This is a genomic window from Lachnoclostridium sp. Marseille-P6806, assembly GCF_964238185.1.
Classification (GTDB): Bacteria; Bacillota; Clostridia; order Lachnospirales; family Lachnospiraceae; genus Brotaphodocola.
Genome location: NZ_CAXSLG010000010.1, coordinates 48848 through 71311, shown reverse-complemented (window position 1 = coordinate 71311; position 22464 = coordinate 48848). Strand labels below are relative to the sequence as shown.

The following is a 22464-nucleotide window of genomic DNA, read 5'->3' as shown; positions in this document are numbered from 1 at the left end:
ACATGGGATCAAAATCATGTATAATAGAAAGCAATTGATTGCTATGAAAGGGACAGACGATAAGCTTTGGAGCATGGAGTACTTACAGAGTGCAGGGGGAAAATCGCCATATGAAATCCATTCGCAGAGTAATTCGACAGAATCATCTGGTTGTTATTTTGCTGACCAGTATGTTTATTGTAGTTAATATATTAGTATATACTGCAACTTACAGCACTTACCAAAGACTTCTTCAAGACTATCAGGAAGTGAATGAACTGTTTACAATTAATAATGACAGGAAGACCAATTTTATCCTTTATAGCAAGAGCCATGATGAAGGGGCCCTTCAACAGTACTATGATTCCAGTATTCGATTGGAAAAGGGGCTGGAAAAGCTGGAAGGACAAATGCAAAGAGATCGGGAATGCAAAATGCTGTACCGGATTCTCTGTCAGGTGATGGACTATCGGTTTGAAATGGCAGAATCTTATATTCAGCCAGGAAAACAGTATAATCCGGGAATTTTGGAGGATCTGGCTGCGGTGGATCTGACTACAGATCGGTGTCTGAATCAGCTGGTAAGCCGGTATTTGGAGTATCTAAATGCAACCTTTGGTGATTTCAGCCGCCATGTAAATTCTGTGAATATTGTGTTGAATCTGGTTTTGATCGGAGGATGTCTGTTCAGTCTTTTGCTGAATTACTATATGAATCGGCGAGTTATGTATTCAATTGAAAATTTGACCAAGGCCGCTCAGGAAATTACCAGCGGGAATTTTGAGGCAGGGGATATTGAAAAGACAAGTTTTGCAGAACTCAATCAGGTTTCCAGTGCTTTTGATCAGATGAAGCATACGATCCGGAATATGATTACAGAGCTGAATGAAACGCACCAGATGAAAGAACGGCTGGCGGAGGCAAAGATCCGGGAACTGCAGATGCAGATGAATCCCCATTTTCTTTTTAATACGTTGAGTCTAGTTATACGGAGTATTCAGCTGGGCGAGAGAGACACATCTATTCAACTGGTTAAGGCTATCTCTAAAATTCTGCGCAGCAGTATTGAGATTAAGACAACTTCTATTCCATTAGATGATGAAATTGAACTTTTGCAGGCATATCTATATATTCAGAAGCTTCATTTGAAGGGCAGAATTACATTTTGCCTGGATGTAAGAAAGTCCTTTCTGGAGAATGCCTTTCAGATCCCTCCTCTGACTATTCAGCCGCTGGTGGAAAATAGTATCCAGCACGGTTTGAAGGATCGGGTACGCGGAGGAAAAGTGGATATTCTGATTACAGAAAAGCCGGATTATATGGAGGTTGTTGTGGCAGATAATGGAGTAGGTTTTCCAGAACATGGGGAATGGCTGCCAGAGAATAAGGAGGGAACGCCGGAGCAGAGGCAAAATAACGGAAAGGAATCTGGGCAGGCCGTGATTTCCAGAACTTCTATTGGATTGAATAATGTGAGAGAGCGGCTGGAGCTGTTTTACAGGAAAAAGGATGTTCTTCAGATTGAACGGATAGACGGAATTACAAAAATAACTATGAAGCTGTATAGAACAGAGGACGACAGACGAAAGAGACAGGAGGAAGACGTATGCTGCGAGTGATATTGGCGGACGATGAACAATATGAGCGGGAATATCTGGAGCGGATAATCCAGGAAAGCTATCCGGGTCTTCTGGAGATTGTGGATACGGCTGTAGATGGAGTTGATCTGATGGAAAAGCTGGAGCGGTGTAAGCCTCATATTGTTCTTCTGGATATAAAAATGCCCAGAATGAATGGGCTGGAGGCGGCAGATCAGATTCGAAAGAAGTATCCAGATATTCAGATGGTGGTGATTTCTGCTTACAGTGATTTTTCATTTGCTAAGCAGGCTTTGAAGCTGGGAGTGACGGATTATCTTCTGAAGCCTTATCTGGATTCGGAACTGCGCGAAACTCTGGACAAAGTAATTTCCCGATCCAGAGAGCGAGAAGATTCTCTGGATCTTCTATCTTATTCCGGAATAGAACAGGATTCGAATGATTTTGATTTTTATCGGGATTTGGAAAAAGATCTGTTGTGGAATCTGTTTTTCCGGAGAATGGAAGCAGAATCTATGAAACGTCGTTTGGCTTTGTGGGAAGTTGGCGAGGGGTGGATGAAAGTGGTTCTGATTTCCAGTCCGGCACTTGTGTCCATGGGAGGGTTTTCGCAGGAGGTTCTGAAAAATTATTTTCATATGGCAGGAGTAAAGGTGCTTAACAGCATTTGGATGGATCAGATGGCTATTCTTTTGTATTCGGAGCAGGAAGATGCATTTACAGAGCTGACTGGCTGTACTAGGAGAGCAAGAGATTATCTGGCAGGGGAAAGACAGATTCCAGTAGCCTGCGGAGTCAGCGGAACATGCAGCAGTCCAGAGGAGCTGCCGGAGGCCTACGAGGAGGCAGCTTCCTATATTCGTGATTATTATGGAGATGATGTACACCAATCCTTTATGGAGAGAACAGAAGGAATGAAACAGATCTGCCAACTGGAGGAGAAAATCAGCACTGCCCTAGCTGCAGAGGAACGGGAGGATGGAGAAGAGCTTTTAACAGAGCTGATAGAAGAACTGGAAAGGCATTTGATGTATCAGGATCTGGCAGTGAAACTGAATTTCGGAAGAAGTTTGATGACGATTATTCGGAATATTAATCAGATGCCGGGAATTCGGGTGAAAACCAAGGAGGCTGTGGCTCGGTTTGAAAAGCTGGGGCAGCTGAATTTCAGCGGTGAGAATCTGAAATACCACGCAGATTATTTTTCAGAAATGAAAATCCAGAGGGTGTGACCAAAACGGAGGAAAAGCGGATGAAAGGAACTCTGAGGCTGTCTCTGTTTGTGGCAATAGTTTCTCTGGCAGGAGCGTTTGGGCAGACGGGATGTGGGTCAGTATTACAGGGAGAGCATAAGGAAAAGCAGAGAATAACAGAGCCTGAGCTGGTTCTCTGTTATGGGGAGGTCAATCAGGAAGGCCATATTATGACAGATTCTGCCAAGTATTTTGCAGGGCGGGTGGAAGAACTGAGCGGAGGGCGGATAACTGTAGAAATTTATCCGTCAGGCCAGATGGGAGATGATGCCCAGTGCTATGAGGCGATGAAAATGGGCGCGCTGGATCTATATAGGGGAAACAGCGCCTCGCTGGCAGAGTGTGGGGATCTGATGATTTCAGCTCTGGCGCTGCCTTATATTTTCCGGGATAGGGAGCATTTCTGGAAAGTGTGCAGAAGTAACCTTGGAAAGGAAATTCTGGAGGATATCCAGAACCACAATACCGGAATGATTGGGCTTGCATATCTGGATGAAGGGGCGAGAAATTTTTTAACGACAGATTCTCCTGTAAGAAGACTGGAGGATATGAAAAACCGGAAAATTAGAATGCAGATTTCTGATCTGATGGAGGATACGGTGGCTGCTCTTGGGGCGGAGGCGGTTCCTATTTCCTATGCAGAGCTGTATACGGCTTTGGAATCTGGAAGTGTTGAGGGAGCAGAAAACCCTCCGATCAGCTATTACTATAATCGATTTTATGAGGTAGCTCCTTATTATGTAAAGGATTGTCATACCTATGCTCCAGGCGTGATTCTGGCAAGCCAGGTGACCTGGGAAAATTTAACAGAGGATCAGAGGTATGTACTGTTAACGGCAGCAGAGCTGACCCAGGAATATAATAAAAAAGAGATTGAACAGGCGGATGAACAGGCCTACAAAAATCTGGAATGGATGGGCGTAGAGATTACAGAAGTGGAGGATCCGGAGGCGTGGAGAGAGGCTATGAAGCCGGTTTATGAAAAGTATGGTTCCAGGTTTCGGAGTGTAATCCAGAGAGTTCAGGCCATGAAATGAGAAGACCGGAAGCGGAAAGCACAGATGTTGGAATGAAATGGCTGTATATAAAATGTATGGGAAATACCCATAACTGCAAATGAAGAAGCATATAAATGACAGATAAAGGAGAAAAGACTATGAATTACGGACTGATGAAGCTGCCAAGAAACCGGGTGCGCCGCAATTATCTGGGAGGAGCAGGGATTGATCGTCTCCACGGAGAGAGTGTGTGCCGTGATAATGACCAGCCAGAGGAATGGGTTGGATCTATGGTAGAAGCAGTAAATCCAGGGATGGAACCAGTGGATAAGGAAGGTCTTGCAAAGGTAGAGACAGAAGATGGAGAATTTTTCCTGCGAGATCTGGTAGATAGATCCAGAAAATATTATCTGGGAGACAGCATTCACAAAGATGGAACCTGGCAGCTGAGCTTTCTTTTGAAAATTCTGGATTCAGCTATGCGCCTTCATGTACAGGTTCATCCCACAACCCAGTTTGCGAATGAGGTAATGGGAAAGCCCTACGGAAAACTGGAATGCTATTATATTTTAAAGGTGAGGGAGGGAATTGATCCCTATATTCGCCTGGGATTTCAGCATGCACCGACCCGGGAGGACTGGAAAGCAATTGTAGAAGCTCAGAATATGGAAAAAATGGATGCCTGTTTTGAGAAGATTCCGGTAAAGCCGGGAGAGGTATGGTATATTCCAGGAGGAATGCCTCACGCAATCGGAGAGGGAATTACCATGCTGGAAATTATGGAGCCATCGGATCTGGTGGTGCGCTGCGAATTTTCACGGGAAGGGATTGTAGTTCCGGAGGAAGCGCGGTTTATGGGCCGAGGGCTGGATTTTTGCCTTGACATTTTTGATTATACAGAATATTCTAAAGAGGAAATTGTGGATCGCTGCCGGATTAAGCCGGAAATTTTGGCAAAAACAGACTCCTATGAGCGTCAGCGCTTGGTAGGAGAGACATTGACGTCCTGCTTTTTTGTGGACAAGGTGGAGGCATGGAAGCCCTCTGCAATTACCCACAATGAAAAGTTTACACTTGGAGTGGTATGCAGTGGTTCTTGCATTTTAGAGCAGGAAGGACAGCAGATTCGCCTGAAACAGGGAGACAGCTTTGCTATTGCGGCGGCAGTGAAGCAGTGGAATATTCTTCCAGAGGAGGAAACAGAGCTTGTGATTGTATATCCAGGAAAGAATATGGAAGAATAACGGAAAACTGAAAATAGAAAGAATAAGTAAAGAGAGCAGAAATAGCGCTAAGAAAACGTTTATAAAACGCTAAAAATACGCTAAGACTGACTCTCTTTTCTTGACTTCAAATATGTAAACGTTTATATTTTGTATAGCATCAAAATTTTCGTAACTATTCAGAGAAGGAGAGGTATTGGTATGAAAAGAAAACATGTTTTAGCAGGGGTTCTTGCAGTGGCAATGACAATGCTCAGCGCATGCAGCGGTATGCCGGGAATGGGAAACGCACAGCCGGCAGCTGGTGAAGGAAGCAGCACGGGAGAGGGGCAGGATAAGGTATATGAGCTGAAGATATCCACCTCACAGACAGAACAGTCTCTGATTACCAGAAATTATCAGAAGCTGGCAGATGAACTAAATGAACGCTCTGGTGGAAGGCTGAAAGTAACGGTTTTTCCGGCAGGACAGTTGGGAAGTGATGAGGATGTATTGGAGCAGGCTATTCAGGGTGCTAATGTGGCAGTTAATACGGATGCATCCCGTATGGGGCAGTATGTAAAGGATTTTTCCATTCTGATGATGGGTTATTTTGCAGATAATTATGATGAATGTTATAAGGTTACTCAGACAGATACCTTTAAAGGGTGGTGTGAGACTCTGTCAAAGGATCACGGTATCAAGATTCTTTCCTTTGCTTTTTATGACGGTCCCCGCCAGTTTATGACGAACAAGGAAATCAAAACTCCTGAGGATTTAAATGGTATGAGAATCCGAACCATTGGTCAGGAGGTATGTACTGAGACAATCCAGGCAATGGGAGCAACCCCCATTTCTATGTCCTGGGGTGAGGTTTATAACGGAATTCAGTCCAAAGCGCTGGAGGGCTGTGAGGTACAGAATACCTCAAGCTATCCGTCCAGAATTTATGAGGTATGCAAGTATCAGGCTAAGACAAACCACTTCCAGCTGATGCAGGGACTGGTATGCGGACAGAATTGGTTTGAAAGTCTTCCGGAAGATCTGCAGACTCTTCTGGTTGAGACATCCAATGAAATTGGTAAGGAAACAGCGGCCAATGTTATGACCGAGGTAGAAGAAGCAGAGAAAAAGATGATTGAGGCAGGCGTTACTGTAACGGAACCGGATCCGGCACCCTTTAAGGCAGCGGTAGATCCGATTTATGATAAGCTGGGATATACCGAGTTAAGAGAGCAGCTGTATAAGGAAATTGGAAAAACCAATTAACTGAATACAGTGACAGAGAAATGATTTTGAAACATTTTGGAATGAGGAAATGATATGAAAAAGATTTCTGAGAAGATATTGAAAATTGAGGAGATACTGGCAGGAGGCATGCTGATTCTGATTTCCGTTCTGGTATTTTTGTCAGCAGTGGCAAGAACCATAGGAATGCCGGTGAACTGGGCACAGGATGTATCACTGCTTGCCTTTGCATGGCTGACCTTTATTGGCTCAGATATTATTGCAAAAAGTGGAAGCCTGATTCGGATTGATATGCTGGCAGATAAGCTTCCAGCTTCCGTGCAGAAAATTCTGACCCTGATTTTTGATGTAATGATGGTGTTATTTTTGCTGATTCTTATTGTATATGGATTTATGTTGGTATCTCAGAGCTGGAACAGAACCTTTAATACCTTGAAAATGAGTTATGCCTGGTGTACGCTGGCCGTTCCGATTGGTTCTTTTTTGATGATTTTTACCATTATAGGAAAACTGATAGGGGATATTCGCAGACCAGTTGGAGAATGGAGGAATAAATAATGTTAAGTGCTATTGGTTTTTTCTTAATTCTTCTGTTTTTGGGAATGCCGGTGGCATTTGCCATTGCAGTTTCAGGTTTTGCTTTTTTTGTGATGCGTCCTGAAATTCCGTGGACGATTCTGGTACAGAAATCTCTGTCAACCACTCAGTCCTTTACCATGCTGGCTATTCCGCTGTTTATTTTTGCAGGAAACCTGATGAATAATACAGGAATTACGACCCGTCTGATTAAGCTGGCTAATGTTCTGACTGGTCATATGTATGGCTCCATTGGTCAGGTATCCGTTGTACTTTCCACTCTGATGGGCGGTGTATCTGGCTCGGCTGTTGCAGATGCGGCTATGGAGTGCCGAATTCTGGGACCGGAGATGACCAAGAGAGGATATGCTCCTGGATGGGCAGCAGCAGTCAATTGCCTGACAGGCCTGATTGTAGCAACCATTCCTCCGTCTATGGGCTTGATTCTTTATGGAACTGTAGGTGAGGTATCCATTGGACGTTTGTTTGTAGCTGGTTTTGTCCCGGGAATTATCATGTGTATCTTTATGATGATTGCAACGTCTTGGTCAGCAAGACATCTTGGCTATCAGCCGGATCACAAGAAACCCTCTTCCTTCCATGAAATTGTAAAATGCTGTGTGGAAAGTATTTGGGCTCTGTTGTTCCCGATTCTTCTGATTGTACTGATTCGTTTTGGCGTTATGACACCTTCCGAATCCGGCGCTTTTGCTGTATTTTACGCTCTGATTGTAGGTGCGTTTATTTACAAGGAATTGACACTGGAGAGTTTCAAAAAATGTGTTATTGACAGTGTAAAGGATCTGTCTGTGATTACCATGATTCTGGCATTTTCCGGAATCTTCAGCTACGGTGTTGTATTTGATCAGCTTCCAAAAACTCTGGCAACTATGCTGATTGGATTGACCAGCAATAAATATGTGTTGATTCTTTTGATTATTATTATGCTGACAGTATTTGGTATGTTTATGGAAACAACCGTAATTACTCTGATTGTAACTCCGATTTTGATTCCTGTTATTAGTCAGTACGGAATTGATCCAGTACACTTTGGAATCATTATGATGACAGTTGTTACTATGGGATGTTCCACACCGCCGGTAGGAGTAGCTCTTTATACCTGCTCAAATATTATGAATTGTTCTGTAGAGGAAACCACGAAATACGCGATTCCGCTGTATATTGCTATTTTTGCAACTTTGGCAATCGCTGTATTCTTCCCGGATTTAATCCTGCTTCTTCCAAATTTGGTATACGGAGCAGCATAAGATGGTAAAACAAAACAGCTCTGTTTTTTCAGGCATTGGATATGCCGAAGAGACAGGGCTGTTTTTACGTCACAGAATGAGCAGGGAACACAAGGTTTTTATTCAATCGTTTTGTCTTTTACAGAGCTTCGGATCACCAGAGAAGCCTTCAAAACAGGAAGCTCCTGTAATTCTCCAGTTTCAATATAGTGATGAATAAAATCAACGGCAATCCTGGAGAGCTTCTTTACAGGAACCGAGACTGTGGATAGAGGCGGTGTAACAAAGTTTGCCATTGTGCAATCATCGTAGCCGAAAACGGAAAGATTTTCCGGAATCCGCAGGCCAAGAATGTAGGCGGCCCGGTATACGTTAAATGCGGTCATGTCGTTGCAGGAAAAAATAGCTTCCGGTCGATTCGGTCTTTGAAGCATCTGAAGAATCCGGTTGGGAGTAGCGCCCATATCCTCTGGATTGATGTCAAACAGAAGATTATTTGGCTCACAGGAAAGACCGTGAAGAGCCAGGGCGTCCATCATGCCAGCATAGCGTTCTTGATAAGTACCATTGTCAAAGCTCTGGAAAAGACCGCCAAAGTTAGTATGTCCCAGACGAATCATATAATCAACAGCCTCAAAGGCTGCTGTGCGGTTGTTTATCCGGAGACAATGGTCAGGATCATCCTCGAAATTCCGATTCAGACAGATATAGGGAATATGAAAGGTATTCAGCTTTTTTATATGTTCATGTTCTCCCGAGGTGGTACAGATAATCACTCCGGCAATGTCCATACCAATCAGATTGTCGAGAATCTGTTTTTCCTTTTCGAGATTATATTCCGTATTGCTCAGATAAAGAAGATAGCCTTTTTGGGAAGCATAGGCCTCCATATACTGTTCCAGCTTTGCATAATAGATATTAGTCAGAGAGGGGAGAATCAGCGCCAGTGTTTGCCGACGTCCTGTTTTCAAGTTGACAGCCAGGGTATTGGGGCGGTAGTCCAGTTCCTTTACAGCGTCCATAATTTTCTGGTGGGTTTCCTCCTTCAGGTAACCTTTTCCGGAAAGGGCGCGGGAAACGGTACATACAGAAAAACCGCTTTTTTTTGCCACATCTTTGATGGTTGCCATAAAGTACTTCTGTCTCCTTTCTGGGAATGGAAAAAATATATCCAGACTTTCCCGATAATTATATGTTCATTGTATCAGCAACAGTTGGTAAAGTCAAAAGGAAAATCCATGTCTTGTGTTTTGTAAAAATGAAAATTTGTGAAGAATTCATAAAAATTTCGCTAAAAAACTGTTAAAAATATCAGCTTGATTTTTTGTATGTAAACGATTATATTTATATTGTAACATATATAAACGTTTAGCTTACGGGAAAAGCAAACGAATACAATGAAAAGGGGAAAAGACATGAAAAAAAGAGCAATTGTAGCAGGCGTTCTGGCAGCAGCAATGATGGCACTGACAGCGTGCAGTGGTATGCCGGGTATGGGAAATGCGCAGCCGGCAGGAAATTCTGGTGATGCAGGTTCCAGTGACAAGGTGTACGAGCTGAAGATTTCCACCTCACAGACTGAGCAGGCTCTGATTACAAGAAACTATCAGAAGCTGGCTGACGAGCTGAATGAGAAATCCGGCGGAAGACTGAAAGTAACCGTATTTCCGGCTGGTCAGTTAGGAAGCGATGAGGATGTTCTGGAGCAGGCAATCCAGGGTGCAAACGTAGCAGTAAATACAGATGCTTCCCGTATGGGACAGTATGTTAAGGATTTCTCCATCCTGATGATGGGATATTTTGCAGATAACTATGATGAGTGTTATAAAGTAACACAGACTGATACCTTTAAGGGCTGGTGCGATACTCTGTCTAAGGATCATGGTGTAAAGATTCTGTCCTTCACCTTCTATGATGGTCCCCGTCAGTTTATGACTAATAAGCCCATCAATACTCCGGCAGATTTAGGCGGCCAGAGAATCCGTACCATTGGCCAGGAGGTATGTACCGAGACCATTCAGGCTATGGGTGCAACTCCGATTTCCATGTCCTGGGGTGAGGTTTACAACGGAATTCAGTCCAAGGCACTGGAAGGCTGCGAGGTACAGAATACATCCAGCTATCCGTCCAGAATTTATGAGGTATGTAAATATCAGTCCAAGACTAATCACTTCCAGCTGATGCAGGGTCTGGTTTGCGGACAGAGTTGGTTTGAGAGCCTTCCGGAGGATCTGCAGACTTTGTTAGTTGAGACTGCTACTGAGATGGGTAAGACCACCGCTGCTGATGTTATGGCAGAGATTGAAGATGCTGAGAAGAAGATGGTAGAGGCTGGTGTAACTGTTATTGAGCCGGATGTAGCTCCTTTCAAGGAAGCGGTAGATCCGATTTATGACAAGCTGGGCTACACCGAGTTAAGAGAGCAGCTTTACAAGGAGATCGGCAAAACCAACTAAGGAAAGCTGATAAAGGGCTTTACGAAGCCTTATGGAACAGATGACAGTCCGGGACAGGCAAAAATCAGCCTGTCCCGAATATTTCCATGAGATATACGGAAAGGAAGCTTTCAAATGAAAAAGATTTCAGATATGATTTTAAGAGTGGAAGAGCTTTGTGCCGGCGTTATGCTGTGTATGATAGCAGTGCTGGTATTCTGGTCAGCAGTGGCAAGAACCATTGGAATGCCGGTGAACTGGGCACAGGACGTGTCTCTTCTGGCCTTTGCATGGCTGACCTTTATTGGCTCTGATATTATTATTAAGAGCGGAAGCCTGATTCGGATCGATATGCTGGTAAATAAATTCCCGAAGGCGATTCAGAAGGTTCTGACACTGGTGTTTGATGTGATGATGCTTCTGTTTTTGCTGGTACTGATTGTTTACGGCTTTATTCTGGTATCCCAGAGCTGGAACAGAACCTTTAATACCATGAAAATGAGCTATGCATGGTGTACCTTGGCAGTTCCCGTTGGTTCCCTGCTGATGTTCTTCAGCGCAATCGGAAAAACCATCGGTGATATTAAAAGAAAAGAATGGGGGGCTAATTAATGTTAAGTGCAATCGGATTCTTTTTAGTACTCTTATTTCTTGGAATGCCTGTAGCATTTGCTATTGCAGTTTCAGGCTTTGCATTCTTTGTTATGCGTCCGGAGATTCCCTGGACAATCCTGGTACAGAAATCTTTGTCAACGACTCAGTCCTTTACCATGCTGGCAATTCCGCTGTTTATCTTTGCAGGAAACCTGATGAACAACACCGGTATTACCTCACGTCTGGTAAAACTGGCTAACGTACTGACTGGTCATATGTATGGATCAATCGGTCAGGTATCTGTTGTTTTATCCACCCTGATGGGAGGTGTTTCCGGTTCGGCTGTAGCAGATGCGGCTATGGAGTGTCGTATTCTGGGACCGGAAATGACAAAGAGAGGATATGCTCCAGGCTGGGCAGCTGCTATTAACTGTCTGTCTGGACTGATTGTAGCAACTATTCCCCCATCTATGGGACTTATCCTGTACGGAACGGTAGGAGAGGTATCTATCGGACGTCTGTTTGTGGCAGGTTTCCTTCCTGGAATTATCATGTGTATCTTTATGATGATTGCAACTTCTTGGTCTGCACGCCATCATGGCTACAAGCCGGATCATGAAAAGCCATCTTCTCCGTCCGTTATTTTCAAGGCATGTATTGACAGTATCTGGGCTCTGTTATTCCCGATTCTTCTGATCGTGCTGATCCGTTTTGGTGTTATGACTCCTTCTGAGTCCGGCGCCTTTGCTGTATTCTATGCACTGGTAGTAGGCGCATTCATCTACAAGGAGCTGACGCTGGAAAAATTTAAAAAATGCGTGATCGATAGTGTAAAAGACTTGTCTGTTATTACCATGATTCTTGCATTTTCCGGAATCTTCAGCTATGGTGTTGTATTTGACCAGCTGCCGAAGACCCTGACTACTATGCTGGTAGGTCTGACCAGTAATAAGTATGTTCTGCTTCTGCTGATTTTGATTATGCTGACTGTTTTCGGTATGTTCATGGAGACAACGGTTATTACCTTGATTGTAACTCCGATTCTGATTCCGATTATTACTCAGTACGGAATTGATCCGGTACATTTTGGTATTATTATGATGACCATTGTTACGATGGGATGTTCCACACCGCCGGTTGGCGTAGCCTTGTATACCTGTTCGAATATTATGGACTGCTCGGTGGAGGAGACGACGAAATACTCCATACCACTATTTGTTGCCATTATGGCAACCCTGGCTATCTGTGTATTCTTCCCGAAGCTGGTTCTCTTCCTGCCGAATCTGATTTATGGATCAAGTGTATAAAAGCAATTCAGAAAAGAAGAAAATTCTCACAGAGATGTGGGGATTTTCTTTTTTTGCTGTTTCCGGTAAAGCGTCGTTCTGTGAATTCCCAGAGAGCGGGCGGCTTCGCTGAGCTGTCCCTTGTTTTTGTCAATGACAGCCTGAATATACTGCTGTTCAAATTGATCTAGGGCATCCTGAAGAGAAAGCTCCAGGGAGGGCATGGGAATGCCGCTGCTGAGGGAAGTCTGTTCTGCAGTGCCAGAAAAGAAGGGATCCGGGGAAAACATCTGCTCAAGAGGAAGCTCCCGTCTGTCTGGGGGAGAGATCAAAACTGCACGTTCGATGACATTGCGTAACTCCCGCACATTGCCCGGCCAGGAATAATGCAGAAGAAATTCCATATTTTTCTCAGACAGGTAGGTGCGTTTATAATACTTTTGATTATAATGATCTACAAAATAAAGAGAAATGGCTTCAATATCATCCGGTCTGTCGCGGAGAGCCGGAATATGAATGGGGAGAACATGAAGCCGGTAATATAAATCACTGCGGAAGGTTTTTTCCTGAACCATTTCAAGAAGATTACGGTTGGTGGCGGTAATAATACGCACATCAACCTTTTCTGTTTTGCTGCTTCCTACCGGATAAAATTCCCCGCTTTCAATAAAACGCAGAAGCTTGGACTGCATCAGCAGAGGAAGCTCGCCTAACTCGTCCAGAAAAAGAGTGCCGTGATCCGCCATCTGCAGAAGCCCTGTTTTTCCCTTGGAGCTGGCGCCGGTAAATGCCCCGGGGCGATAACCGAAAAACTCTGATTCAAATAGTTCCGGAGGAATTGCGGAACAGTTGACAGGAATAAAGGGCTGGCTGCTTCGAGGGCTTTCTGAGTGGATAAATTTTGAAACCAGTTCCTTTCCCACACCAGACTCACCAAATAACATGACAGGACTGTTGGTGGAGGCAATGGTGGAGCACTCCCAGCGGAGAGCGTGCATCTGCGGACTAGTGCAGATCATTTTTGTTTCCGTAGAGCTGCAGAGGTAGTTGGTAATATTTTTATAATGGGCGTGCTGCTCCTGTTCATAGGCAAGAAGGCGTGCAAATTCGTCCATAACGATATCGGAACGGTTGTTGGTGATTACATATTCCAGGTTTCCGTCCTGGTCAAAATAGGGAACACTGGTGGAAAGGCGCTGGACTCCTCTGACATTGACCAGATCAGTAACCGGTTTTTTAGTTTTAATGGCCTCCAGAATGGTGGAGTGATTGTACACATTATCAAACATTAGATCATAGGGGGTTTTCCCCAGAACTTCCTCTTCTTTCAGCTGCATGCTGTCTAACGTAGCCTGATTTGCTACGATATAATGTCCCGTACTGTCAGTGACACAGAAACAGTCATAGGAAGCGTTGATGATTGTTTTATATAAATTGTGGGTACTGTTGAGAACAGATTCTTTTTTCATAGATTGACAGCTCCTTATTTTATCTGATTTGCAGAAATTCGCTGGATTTCCGGTGTTGGCTTCTTAAAAACGATTATATCATTGAAGATGTGTAAATGCAACAATGCTGCATTTTTGTATCAATGATGCAGTTATGCACATGAAAAATGATGCAGTTATGCATCGAAGATAAGAATATTGTTAAAAACATATCATATTCCTTTGGAAAATCGAAAAAAGAGAATTGGCACGATTCTTGCTTGATAAATAATTGAATAGGCAGAAGAGGATTCTGCAAAACAATTCAGGAGGGTTTGCATATGGACAAAAGAATGAGCATTCAGGATGCTCTGGATTTGATTCCGGACGGAGCAGGAGTTGCAGTATCAGGATTTATGCTGATGGCTACGCCGAGAGAGCTGTATTTGGAAATCGCAAAAAGGTATCAGGAAACAGGACATCCGTGTAATTTGACGATTATGCATGCAGCAGGAAATGGTAACAACAAGGATCAGGGAATTTACGACATGACCTACGAGGGATTGATTACCCGATATATTACAGGACATTTCGCAAACAATTCTAGGATGATGGATCTGACCAATGAAAATAAAGTGGCAGCCTACAACTTCCCCCAGGGTGTAATTGCCCATATGTTCCGGGCAGCTGCAGCAGGAAAGCCGGGAGAAATCACCAGAATCGGGTTAAATACCTTCTGTGATCCCCGACTTCAGGGGGGAAGACTGAATGATGCAGCATCCGAAAATCTTGTAGAGCTGGTGGATATTCTGGGTGAGGAATTCCTTCTGTACAAGGTTCCGAAGCTGGATATTGGTTTGATCCGCGGTACAACTGCCGATGAGCATGGAAACATTACCATGGAAGAGGAGGGTGCTCCCGTGGATGCTTTGGATGTGGCAATGGCAGTAAAGGCTATGGGCGGTAAGGTAATTGTCCAGGTGAAAAATTATGTATCCGGCGCTTCTATTGACAGAAGCAGCGTGGTGATTCCTGGAAATTTGGTAGATGCCGTTGTAGTTAGTGAGAATCCGCTGGAAAATCATCGTCAGACACCAGGTTCTTATTATAATCCCGTTTTGTCCGGCCATTATAAGTTGGATGGAGTTAATTTTGCATCTATTCCCTTTGATGAGAGAAAGGTGATTGCCAGAAGAGCGGCTATGGAACTGCTTCCTAATTCTGTAGTGAACCTGGGAATCGGTATCCCGGAGGGCGTGGCAGCAGTGGCGACTGAGGAAGGTGTAGGAGATCAACTGACACTGACCATCGAGAGCGGTCTAGTAGGAGGTGTGCCTACAGGCGGCCAGGATTTTGGATGTGCAGTCAATGCCTGGGCGGCGCTTCCCATGACTTCTCAGTTTGATTATTACAACGGCGGCAACCTGGAGCTGACTTGTCTGGGCTTTGCAGAGGTAGATGGAGCAGGAAATGTGAATGTAAGCCGTTTTGGAAAAAAGATTGCCGGCTGTGGAGGTCTGGTGGACATTTCTCAGTCAACTCAGACTGTTCTTTTCTGTGGAACCATGACAGCAGGCGGACTGAAGGAAACCATCGAGGACGGAAAGCTGGTGATTCTTCAGGAAGGAAAAAAAGTAAAATTCAAAAAATCAGTAGAGCAGATTACATTCAGTGCTGAATTCAGCCGGAAGCATCAACAGAAGGTGCTGTTTATTACAGACCGCTGCGTATTCCGGGTAACCGATCAGGGGATGGAGCTGGCTGAGGTGGCTCCGGGAATCAGTATTGAAAAGGATATTCTTCCATATATGGAATTTGAACCAGTGATTCCGGCTGAGGTACCGCTTATGGATGCACGGTTATTTTCAGAGACACTGATGGGATTGGAATCCATGATGAAAGAGAGAAAGGGACAGTAAGAGTATGGGAATCTTTTTAATTTTATTAAGTATTACACTGGTTATTTTCCTGGTATTTAAGGGCGTGCCTGTTTTCTATTCAGCAGTGCTTGCTTCTATGTTCTGTCTGCTGACTGCAGCTCTTTTTACCGGAGCAGGCGCAGACACTGGAATGGTAAACTATCTAATTAACGGTATGACAGGTGCAGAAGGCTCCTATGTAAGTGGTCTGGGCGGTTATTTTACCAAGAACTTCTGTATCTTTGTTTTAGGTGCGATTTTTGGAAAGCTGTTTGATAATTCCGGCGCTGCAGATGCCATTGCTGAGGCAATCGTAGGAAAACTGGGCGCAAAGGCGGTTATTCCGGCGATCCTGTTAGTGGGCTGGGTTCTGACCTACGGAGGCGTTTCTGTATTTGTAGCATTCTTTGCAATGTATCCGCTGATGCTGTCTCTGTTTAAAGAGGCTGATATTCCGAGACGTCTGCTTCCTCTGTATTATTTTGCAGGAGCAGGAACCTCTTCTGGATGGTTCCCCGGATCCCCGCAGGCTCATAACCTGCTGCCGGCAACAGCTCTGGGCGTAAGTCCCTCTTCCTGGCTGGTGCCTGGTATTCTGTTTGCAGTATTTGAAATGGTTCTGGTCGTTGGCTTTGTATTTTACTACACAAAGCGCTGCCACAAAAATGGAGAGCATTATGAGTTGACAGAGGCCGATCGGAAAATTATGGCTGAAAAAGAGGCAAAGGATGCATCCCGCCGTCCGTCCTGGATGGTAGCTGCACTTCCCATGGTAGTTCTGATTGTTGTTCTGAACGTAGTGAAGCTGGCTGTTCCGGTATCTCTTCTGGTAGGTATTTTGGTAGCTGTTATCTGCTTCTTCCGCAGCTTTGATTTAAGCAAGTTCTGGGGAATGATGAGCGACGGCGCTATGGGCGGTGTGTCTTCTCTGTTTAATACAGCAGCAATCGTTGGTTTTGGTTCTGTAGTACAGGCAGTTCCGGCTTACGCTCCTCTGTGTGGTATTCTGGTAGGAGCAGTAAGCAATCCGGTTGTAGCATCTGTTATTACAGTTGGAGGTTTGGCTGGTGTTACTGGTTCCGGTACGGGCGGTATTGGTCTGGCTATGCCGGTTGTGATTGAAAACTTTATCGGAGATCTGGCAGTAAACGCAAATCATGTAAACCTGGCAGCTCTGGCACGCTGTACCTCAATTGCAGCTCTGACACTGGATTCTCTGCCTCACTGCGGACTGGTTGTATCTGTAATTAGTTACACAGGAAATAACCATAAGAATTCTTATATGCCTTGTGCTTTTGTATTCTGTGTTGCACCGATTATTACAGTTATTTTGATGCTGTTATATATTGTATTAACAGGACAAACTTACATCTTTTAATGTATAATAAAGACAGAGGCTGAGAGCGTGTAAAGAATAAGAGGTGAATTGGTTATGTCATATCAGACAGTTTTACTTGACAGGAAAGATGGGATTGCAACCATTACTTTTCACCGGCCGGAGGCATTAAACGCCATAAATAGCCAGATGCTGGAGGATTTGAATGGGGCAGCAGATGAGGTTGCATCAGATGACAGCGTTCGGGTGGTTGTTTTTACCGGAGAGGGAAAATCCTTTATTTCCGGCGCAGATATTCATGAAATGGACAGCAAAAACAGCTATGACATTATAGAATATTCCCAAAAGGGCGGAGACGTTTTTCGGAAAATCGAGCAGCTGAAAAAGCCGACTATTGCTGCAGTAAATGGATACGCATTCGGCGGCGGCATGGAGTTTTTGCTCTGTACCGATATCCGAATCGCCAGCGAACGGGCAAAGCTTCGGCTTCCTGAGGTAACGCTGGGGATTACTCCGGGCTTTCAGGGTACCCAGCGCCTTCCCAAATGTGTAGGCATGAATAAGGCTAAGGAGATTGTTTTTACAGGAAAAATGCTGACAGCGGAGGATGCGCTGAAGCTGGGAATTCTGAATGAGGTTGTAGCCGGGGAAGCGCTGATGAACAGGGTGTATGAGATGGCAAAGCAGATTGCAGATAATTCTGCATCTGCCATTGCTATGGCTAAGGCTGCCATGACAGCCGGCGCAAGCATGGACATTGATGTAGGAAGAAATATTGAGCTGGGGTATATGGCTGCCTGCTTTGGAACACCGGATCAGCAGGAGGGGTTTGCATCCTTTAAAGAGAAGCGCCCTGCAAAATTCCGTTGAAATAAGGCTGATACAATTCCATTAGCTTTAGGCGGTGAGGAGTTTATTCAAAAAGAAAGAGAGGATGATACATATGGCATACGAAGGCAGAGGACTGTATCTGGAAGAATTTGAAATCGGTAAATTATATGAAACTGTGGGAAGAACCATTACAGAAGCAGATGTTGCAAATTTTGCAGGTCTCTCCGGTGATTTTAATCCTTTGCACATGGATGATGAGTTTGCAAAAAACAATATGTTCGGTAAGCGGGTTGCTCATGGGGCATTGGGACTGATTATTGCTACAGGTTTATCCAATCAGTCTGGCATTTATGAGGGAACGACGATTGCATTTCTGGAGTTGACAGCAAAATATCTGGCTCCTTTGTGTATCGGAGACACAGTACATCTGGAAATGGTTCCGACCGAGGCCAGACACAGCTCCAAACCGGGCAAGGGAATCCTGAAGGTTATGACAAAGCTGGTAAATCAGGAGGGAACAGTGATTCTGGAATCTCCGTGGACCTTTATGATGAAAGCGCGGGAATAGGAAAGCGTGGAATAAGAAGGCCAGACTGGATATGTTTTTATTCCAGTCTGGCTTTTTATTATAGGAAATTATGTCATATGAAATAAAAATGCTTTGTGGAGATTGCAGATTTCACATCAGAGGAATCTCCAATGCTTCTTGTTCGGCAAAGCAGTACAAGAAAACGCCTCATCCTGAACAGTTACATTTATGAAATCAGTTCTTTCCACACTTGGTGGAAATATCCCGAAAATTCCGGTGCATTTCTCCGTTTTAGGGGAGTGTCATATTTTTCTGGAAAAGAAATTGGAAAAACAGCTTTTACTTTTCCAGGACGGCGGGAAAGAACCAGAATCCGGTCAGCCATACTGATTGCTTCGGAAAGATCATGGGTAATCAGCAAGGCTGTTTTTTGTGTGTCCCGGATAATGGCGCTGATATCGTCACAAACAGACAGCCGGGTCTGATAGTCCAGAGCGGAAAAAGGTTCGTCCAGAAGCAGAAGCTCTGGTTTCAGGGCCAGGGTTCGAATCAAAGCGGCCCGTTGGCGCATACCGCCGGAAAGCTCAGATGGGCGGGATTGTTCAAAGCCGCCTAAACCATAGGAGTGAAGCATTTCTTTCAGCTCTTTTTGGGCGGTGCTGCTTTGCTTTTTTTGGATCTCCAGTCCGAGAGATACATTTCCATAGATGGTGCGCCATTCAAACAGATGATCCTTTTGAAACATGTATCCGATGGTAGCGGGGGAGTCGCGGATGGGAATACCGTCAATGAGAATGCTTCCCTCCTCAGGCTGGAGCAGACCGCTTAAAAGAGAGAGCAGAGTAGATTTGCCGCATCCGGACGGGCCCACTACAGCGAGAAATTCTCCGGGATTTATAAAAAAAGAAATATTAGAAAGCGCCGGAGTTTCTCCTTCCATGGTGTGGTAGGAATAACTGACGCTGCAGGCTTCAAGCTTTGGTTTCATATGGATTGCCTCCTATTCATAAGTTTCAGACAGTAGATACCGCATACTACAGTTTATGACAGCTTCAGGATGGGGGACACTGGGTTCTCCTTCTATAAAGAAATTATTTGACATTCTCATAGTACGTCTTTAAAATAGACGTAGAGAAGGGAGGAGGGAAAGTGTATATGGAAGAGGTTTTTGAAAATATATACGAACATACCATCCGGTATCCGGGACAGAGATATGTTCCCCGCAATCTTTTTATAGTAAAGCAACCTATTCGAAGTCTGATGGTGGATACCTCTATGGATACCCCTCAGGACAGGGAGATCATAGATAAGATGCTGGAACGTCTGGATATTTCCTGTCGGGAACTGGATATTTTTATTACCCATGACCATCCGGATCACAGCGGGCTTGTGCAGTATTATGCGGCAAAGGGCGCTCGGATTCTGATGAATCCAGATGAGACAAAAAAGAGAGCAGATCTGCGCCACTGTTATCTCGCTGATGAGGCTACACGGATTGCCAGCCTCAGAACGGTGGGGGTGACGGAGGAATATACGCCGGAGCTGTTTAGGACGATTATGGAGTATACAGACAGAACCTATGAGAGTATAGGAAAAACAGAGGATTTTGATTTTGTTCCTACACCGCCGGGAACGGTGCTTCATTACGGGAAATTTCATTTTCAGGTGGTTCCTCTGCGGGGGCATACCAACGGTCAGTGCGGACTTTATGATGAGGAACATAAGCTTCTTTTCTGTGGGGATCAGATTATGACAGATATTGTTCCTATTGTCTGTACCCAGTACAAGGACTGGGGAATGCTGCGCAGTTACCTCAGTAGCCTGGAACAGCTGAAGCATTTTTATGCGGACTGTCTCTTTCTGCCGGCTCATGGCGGACAGATCCGGGATATTGGAAAAGAGGTAGACCGGGTTGTTCAGGGATATATGGATAAATGTTCCATTATGAAGCGGGTGTTAGAGGAGGACGGAGGTTTTCTGACTACCAGAGATGTGGGTGTGAGAGCTTATGGAAGAAGTCAGGGACCGCCAGATTACCAGCATTTTATGTCCTGTACCCAGATCTGGGTAAAAACTTTCTCCTGCCTGGAGTATCTATATGGGGAGGGCTTTCTGGAACGGAAGGATAAAGAGGGCATTTTGTACTGGAAAGCGAAGAAACCCCTTGCATTTCACATATTGTAGTGTTATACTACATATGATAACATGATAGAGTGACTAATAGAGAGTGGGCAGATGTCCACTCTCACTTTTATGTATCAGAAGTTTCAGGAGATACATAATATGGTCTGCAGCAGAAGGAAGAGAGGTGAAATCATGACCAGAAAAGAAACTTATGAATCCAGAACAGAGCAGTTTCTGCTGCCGCTTCTTGAAGAGCATCAGTTTGAGCTGGTAGATGTAGAATATGTAAAGGAAGCGGGAAACTGGTACCTGAGAGCCTACATTGACAAAGAAGGCGGAATTACCGTAGATGACTGTGAGGTAATCAGCCGTGTGCTCAGTGACTGGCTGGATAAAGAGGACTTTATTGAGGACAGCTACATTCTGGAGGTCAGCTCTCCGGGACTGGGCAGACCCCTGAAGAAGGATAAGGACTTTGAGCGGAGTCTGGGAGAACAGGTGGAGATTCGCCTGTACAAGGCACGCAATAAGCAGAAGGAATTTGAGGGCGTCCTGAAGTCTTATGACAAGGATACCGTAACTATTGAGACAGAAGATGGAAACCAGGAAACATTTGAACGGGGAGACATCGCGCTGATTCGTCTGGCGCTTGATTTCTGATTTTACAGGAGAATACGTCCTGTGAACGATAGCAGAAGCGTATTGGATTTTAGGAGGATAAACCATGAATAAGGAATTAATTGAAGCACTGGATTTGCTGGAAAAAGAAAAAAATATCAGCAAGGAAACACTGCTGGAGGCCATTGAGAACTCTCTTCTGACTGCCTGCAAGAACCATTTCGGAAAGGCTGACAATGTTAAGGTCAACATCAATCCGCAGACAGGTGATTTTTCTGTTTATGCAGAAAAAGAAGTAGTGGAAGAGGTAGAAGATCCGGTGATGCAGATCAGTCTGGCTGAGGCCAAGATGAAGAGCCCCAAGTACAATCTGGGTGATGTGGTTCATTTCCCCATTGAGTCCAAGTCCTTTGGCCGTATTGCCACCCAGAATGCAAAGAATGTGATTCTGCAGAAAATCCGTGAGGAAGAGCGCAGCATGCAGTTTAACGAATGGTACCGCAAGGAGAAGGATGTGGTAACCGGTATTGTGCAGCGTTATCTGGGCCGCAATGTAAGCATTAACCTGGGCCGCGTAGACGCTATTTTAAACGAGGCAGAGCAGGTGAAGGGTGAGGTATTTAAGCCGACTGAGCGCATTAAGGTATTTGTGCTGGAGGTAAAGGATACTCCCAAGGGACCGCGTATTTCTGTTTCCAGAACTCATCCGGATCTGGTAAAACGTCTGTTTGAGGAAGAGGTAACAGAGGTAAAGGACGGTACGGTTGAAATTAAGGCTATTGCCCGTGAGGCAGGCTCCAGAACCAAGATTGCTGTCTGGTCCAATGATCCGAACGTGGATCCGGTTGGCGCATGTGTCGGTATGAACGGTGCAAGAGTCAACTCCATTGTTAATGAGCTGAGAGGCGAGAAGATCGATATTATTATCTGGGATGAAAATCCGGCATTCCTGATTGAGAATGCGCTGAGCCCTGCAAAGGTAATCTGCGTTGTGGCAGATGAGGAATCAAGAGAGGCTCAGGTAATTGTTCCGGATTATCAGCTTTCTCTGGCAATCGGTAAAGAGGGCCAGAATGCAAGACTGGCAGCAAGACTGACCGGATACAAGATTGATATCAAGAGCGAGACACAGGCCCGTGAGATGGGACTGTTCGAGGAGATGGGCATTGATTATCAGGAAGAGGGCGTATATGACAACCTTGATGCAGATTTCGAGGTTTCCGCTACTGACGAATATTCAGCCGAGGTTTCCGAATAAACCGTA

20 protein-coding genes are annotated in these 22464 nt (G+C 44.7%); 17 read left to right on the top strand and 3 right to left on the bottom strand.

Translation table 11 applies throughout. From position 1 onward, the window contains the following. The first annotated feature begins 110 nt into the window (after positions 1-110). The 7 genes from ACESON_RS13295 to ACESON_RS13265 all read left to right on the top strand — a co-directional run bounded on the left by ACESON_RS13295 (position 111) and on the right by ACESON_RS13265 (position 8122). Positions 111-1598, top strand: a complete 1488-nt coding sequence (locus ACESON_RS13295; protein ID WP_373110387.1) for a histidine kinase — start codon at positions 111-113, stop codon at positions 1596-1598. Beyond that, positions 1586-2809, top strand: a complete 1224-nt coding sequence (locus ACESON_RS13290; protein ID WP_177958862.1) for a response regulator — start codon at positions 1586-1588, stop codon at positions 2807-2809. Before ACESON_RS13295 ends, ACESON_RS13290 begins: the two co-directional genes overlap by 13 nt. A gap of 20 nt (positions 2810-2829) precedes the next feature. After that, the gene (locus tag ACESON_RS13285) at positions 2830-3867 is read left to right on the top strand and encodes a TRAP transporter substrate-binding protein DctP (RefSeq protein ID WP_177958863.1); all 1038 of its coding nucleotides are present in this window, start codon (positions 2830-2832) and stop codon (positions 3865-3867) included. 119 nt (positions 3868-3986) lie between these two features. Beyond that, positions 3987-5072 carry a type I phosphomannose isomerase catalytic subunit gene (locus ACESON_RS13280; RefSeq protein ID WP_177958864.1) on the top strand — a complete coding sequence of 362 codons (1086 nt, stop codon included), beginning with the start codon at positions 3987-3989 and terminating at the stop codon, positions 5070-5072. A gap of 180 nt (positions 5073-5252) precedes the next feature. After that, positions 5253-6299: a TRAP transporter substrate-binding protein DctP gene (locus tag ACESON_RS13275; RefSeq protein ID WP_177958865.1), complete on the top strand. Its 1047-nt coding sequence runs from the start codon at positions 5253-5255 to the stop codon at positions 6297-6299. A 54-nt stretch (positions 6300-6353) separates the two neighbouring features. Further along, positions 6354-6836: a TRAP transporter small permease subunit gene (locus tag ACESON_RS13270; protein ID WP_177958866.1), complete on the top strand. Its 483-nt coding sequence runs from the start codon at positions 6354-6356 to the stop codon at positions 6834-6836. After that, a complete protein-coding gene (locus ACESON_RS13265) occupies positions 6836-8122 on the top strand; it encodes a TRAP transporter large permease subunit (RefSeq protein WP_177958867.1) in 1287 nt (428 codons plus the stop codon). Before ACESON_RS13270 ends, ACESON_RS13265 begins: the two co-directional genes overlap by 1 nt. Positions 8123-8220: 98 nt before the next feature. Here ACESON_RS13265 and ACESON_RS13260 read toward each other — a convergent pair whose 3' ends face one another. Beyond that, positions 8221-9231, bottom strand: coding sequence for a LacI family DNA-binding transcriptional regulator (locus tag ACESON_RS13260; RefSeq protein ID WP_373110382.1), 1011 nt, complete (start codon positions 9229-9231; stop codon positions 8221-8223). A 285-nt stretch (positions 9232-9516) separates the two neighbouring features. On the opposite strand from ACESON_RS13260, the gene ACESON_RS13255 reads away from it, so the two are divergent. The 3 genes from ACESON_RS13255 (at position 9517) to ACESON_RS13245 (ending at position 12437) form a co-directional block, all read left to right on the top strand. Beyond that, a complete protein-coding gene (locus tag ACESON_RS13255) occupies positions 9517-10557 on the top strand; it encodes a TRAP transporter substrate-binding protein DctP (RefSeq protein ID WP_177958869.1) in 1041 nt (346 codons plus the stop codon). A gap of 114 nt (positions 10558-10671) precedes the next feature. After that, complete coding sequence (locus ACESON_RS13250) at positions 10672-11148, top strand: TRAP transporter small permease subunit (protein ID WP_177958870.1); 477 nt, start codon at positions 10672-10674, stop codon at positions 11146-11148. Continuing rightward, the gene (locus tag ACESON_RS13245; protein WP_177958871.1) at positions 11148-12437 is read left to right on the top strand and encodes a TRAP transporter large permease subunit; all 1290 of its coding nucleotides are present in this window, start codon (positions 11148-11150) and stop codon (positions 12435-12437) included. The genes ACESON_RS13250 and ACESON_RS13245 overlap by 1 nt, the downstream gene beginning before the upstream one ends. Positions 12438-12463: 26 nt before the next feature. Here ACESON_RS13245 and ACESON_RS13240 read toward each other — a convergent pair whose 3' ends face one another. Then, positions 12464-13885 (bottom strand): sigma-54 interaction domain-containing protein, encoded by a 1422-nt coding sequence (locus ACESON_RS13240; protein WP_373110379.1) that lies wholly within the window; start codon positions 13883-13885, stop codon positions 12464-12466. A 299-nt stretch (positions 13886-14184) separates the two neighbouring features. Here ACESON_RS13240 and ACESON_RS13235 point away from each other — a divergent pair, with 299 nt between their 5' ends. The 4 genes from ACESON_RS13235 to ACESON_RS13220 all read left to right on the top strand — a co-directional run bounded on the left by ACESON_RS13235 (position 14185) and on the right by ACESON_RS13220 (position 18497). Beyond that, the gene (locus ACESON_RS13235; RefSeq protein ID WP_177958455.1) at positions 14185-15762 is read left to right on the top strand and encodes a CoA-transferase; all 1578 of its coding nucleotides are present in this window, start codon (positions 14185-14187) and stop codon (positions 15760-15762) included. A 4-nt stretch (positions 15763-15766) separates the two neighbouring features. Beyond that, on the top strand, positions 15767-17140 hold the full coding sequence (locus ACESON_RS13230) for a GntP family permease (protein WP_177958456.1): 1374 nt from the start codon (positions 15767-15769) through the stop codon (positions 17138-17140). A gap of 54 nt (positions 17141-17194) precedes the next feature. Then, positions 17195-17968 carry an enoyl-CoA hydratase-related protein gene (locus tag ACESON_RS13225; protein ID WP_177958457.1) on the top strand — a complete coding sequence of 258 codons (774 nt, stop codon included), beginning with the start codon at positions 17195-17197 and terminating at the stop codon, positions 17966-17968. 73 nt (positions 17969-18041) lie between these two features. After that, positions 18042-18497, top strand: coding sequence for a MaoC/PaaZ C-terminal domain-containing protein (locus tag ACESON_RS13220; protein WP_177958458.1), 456 nt, complete (start codon positions 18042-18044; stop codon positions 18495-18497). 187 nt (positions 18498-18684) lie between these two features. Here the strand turns inward: ACESON_RS13220 and ACESON_RS13215 are convergent, their stop codons facing one another. Then, complete coding sequence (locus ACESON_RS13215; protein ID WP_373110375.1) at positions 18685-19446, bottom strand: ABC transporter ATP-binding protein; 762 nt, start codon at positions 19444-19446, stop codon at positions 18685-18687. A gap of 167 nt (positions 19447-19613) precedes the next feature. On the opposite strand from ACESON_RS13215, the gene ACESON_RS13210 reads away from it, so the two are divergent. From ACESON_RS13210 to nusA, 3 genes are all read left to right on the top strand, one after another. Further along, positions 19614-20642 carry an MBL fold metallo-hydrolase gene (locus tag ACESON_RS13210; protein WP_177958460.1) on the top strand — a complete coding sequence of 343 codons (1029 nt, stop codon included), beginning with the start codon at positions 19614-19616 and terminating at the stop codon, positions 20640-20642. A 132-nt stretch (positions 20643-20774) separates the two neighbouring features. Next, a complete protein-coding gene (locus ACESON_RS13205; RefSeq protein ID WP_177958461.1) occupies positions 20775-21242 on the top strand; it encodes a ribosome maturation factor RimP in 468 nt (155 codons plus the stop codon). Between the two features lie 64 nt (positions 21243-21306). Continuing rightward, positions 21307-22458 (top strand): transcription termination factor NusA, encoded by a 1152-nt coding sequence (gene nusA / locus ACESON_RS13200; protein ID WP_177958462.1) that lies wholly within the window; start codon positions 21307-21309, stop codon positions 22456-22458. Positions 22459-22464 lie beyond the last annotated feature (6 nt).